This is a genomic window from Oscillatoria salina IIICB1 (assembly GCF_020144665.1).
GTDB lineage: Bacteria > Cyanobacteriota > Cyanobacteriia > Cyanobacteriales > SIO1D9 > IIICB1.
Window position 1 is genome coordinate 1 of record NZ_JAAHBQ010000145.1, and the last position, 1,251, is coordinate 1,251.

Sequence of the window (1,251 nt, forward strand, 5' to 3'; positions counted from 1 at the left end):
TCTGGCATAAATAATTAGTTAACTAGGTTTTGGCTGGTGGCAGTTTTCCTAACCTCGATCCTGCTTCTCAGGTAGTAAGTATTTTTTAGCTAAATAAAGAGTATTTTTACTCTTGACAAGATGGCATTAAATTAACTGAAAAATTATAACTTTTAACCCATGTCAAAAAATTTTCTCTACGTCACACTGAAAATAGCACCGCTAGAGTAGCTAGAAGATATTATTTGGAGGGTAACAGAAAATGGTTCGAGTTAGTGCGGGTGAAGATACATCTCTAAAATTTGCTTGTGATGATTACTGGGATGTTTATAAGGAAGGGAAGTTATTAGCAGATCGCGAGTGTTACGAAGAAGCACTTGCGAATTATGACAAAGCTGTAGAAATTCGCCCTAATGATTATTGGGCTTGGTACGATCGCAGTAATGCTCTGCAAGCTATGGGTTATTATCAAGAGGCGATCGCGTCTTTGGAGCGAGCTTTAGAAATTCGTCCAGATGACTACTGGGCATGGTATAGTCGTGGTTATCTTCTCTTAGAAGAGTTGGATGAGTTTGAAGCGGCGATCGCGTCTTTTGACAAAGCTTTAGAACTCCGCCAAAATGATTTCTGGAGTTGGTATAGAAGAGGTGACGCTTATCGTCATTTGCAAGAATACGAATCGGCGATCGCTAGTTACGATCGCGCTTTGTTACTCCGTGGTGATGATTTTTGGGTTTGGTTTCGTCGCGGTGATGCTTACCGTTATCTGGAAAAATATTCGGCAGCGATCGCTAGTTATGAAGAAGCTTTAAAAATTAAACCCAAAAATCATTTGTCGTGGTATAAACGAGCAGAAGTGCTACGACTTCAAGGAAATTATCAAGGGGCGATCGCGAGTTATGACGAGGCGATCGCGATTGAACCAGATGATGAATATGCTTGGTACAATCAAGCTTGCTGTGCGGCACTATTAGATAATTTAGGCTTAGCAATTAAAGGTTTACAACAAGCGATCGCCCTTAATCCCTACAATGGCTATTTTGCCAAGCTCGATTCTGATTTTGACAAAATTCGCTACTCACATCAGTTTCAGTTGTTATTGAATCAGGAATAACATTTAGTAGCGAAAAGTTTAGTCTTCACCTATTAATAATAGACATAGCCTGTTTTCTCAGGCTATGTTGAGGTTTAGGTAACTTTTTTTGGCAATGATGGAGAATCAAAAAATTAAGCGATGAGTCAAACCTTAACTTTAGAACTTAGCGATGAAGT

1 protein-coding gene is annotated in these 1,251 nt (G+C 39.3%); it reads left to right on the top strand.

Annotated elements, in window-relative coordinates:
• The first annotated feature begins 241 nt into the window (after positions 1-241).
• Complete coding sequence (locus G3T18_RS24515; protein WP_224413219.1) at positions 242-1,093, top strand: tetratricopeptide repeat protein; 852 nt, start codon at positions 242-244, stop codon at positions 1,091-1,093.
• Positions 1,094-1,251: the final 158 nt, after the last annotated feature.

What these genes read in the sequence shown, in the direction of transcription:
- G3T18_RS24515 (WP_224413219.1), top strand. Translation starts at nt 242, where the DNA reads ATGGTTCGAGTTAGTGCGGGTGAAGATACATCTCTAAAATTTGCTTGT.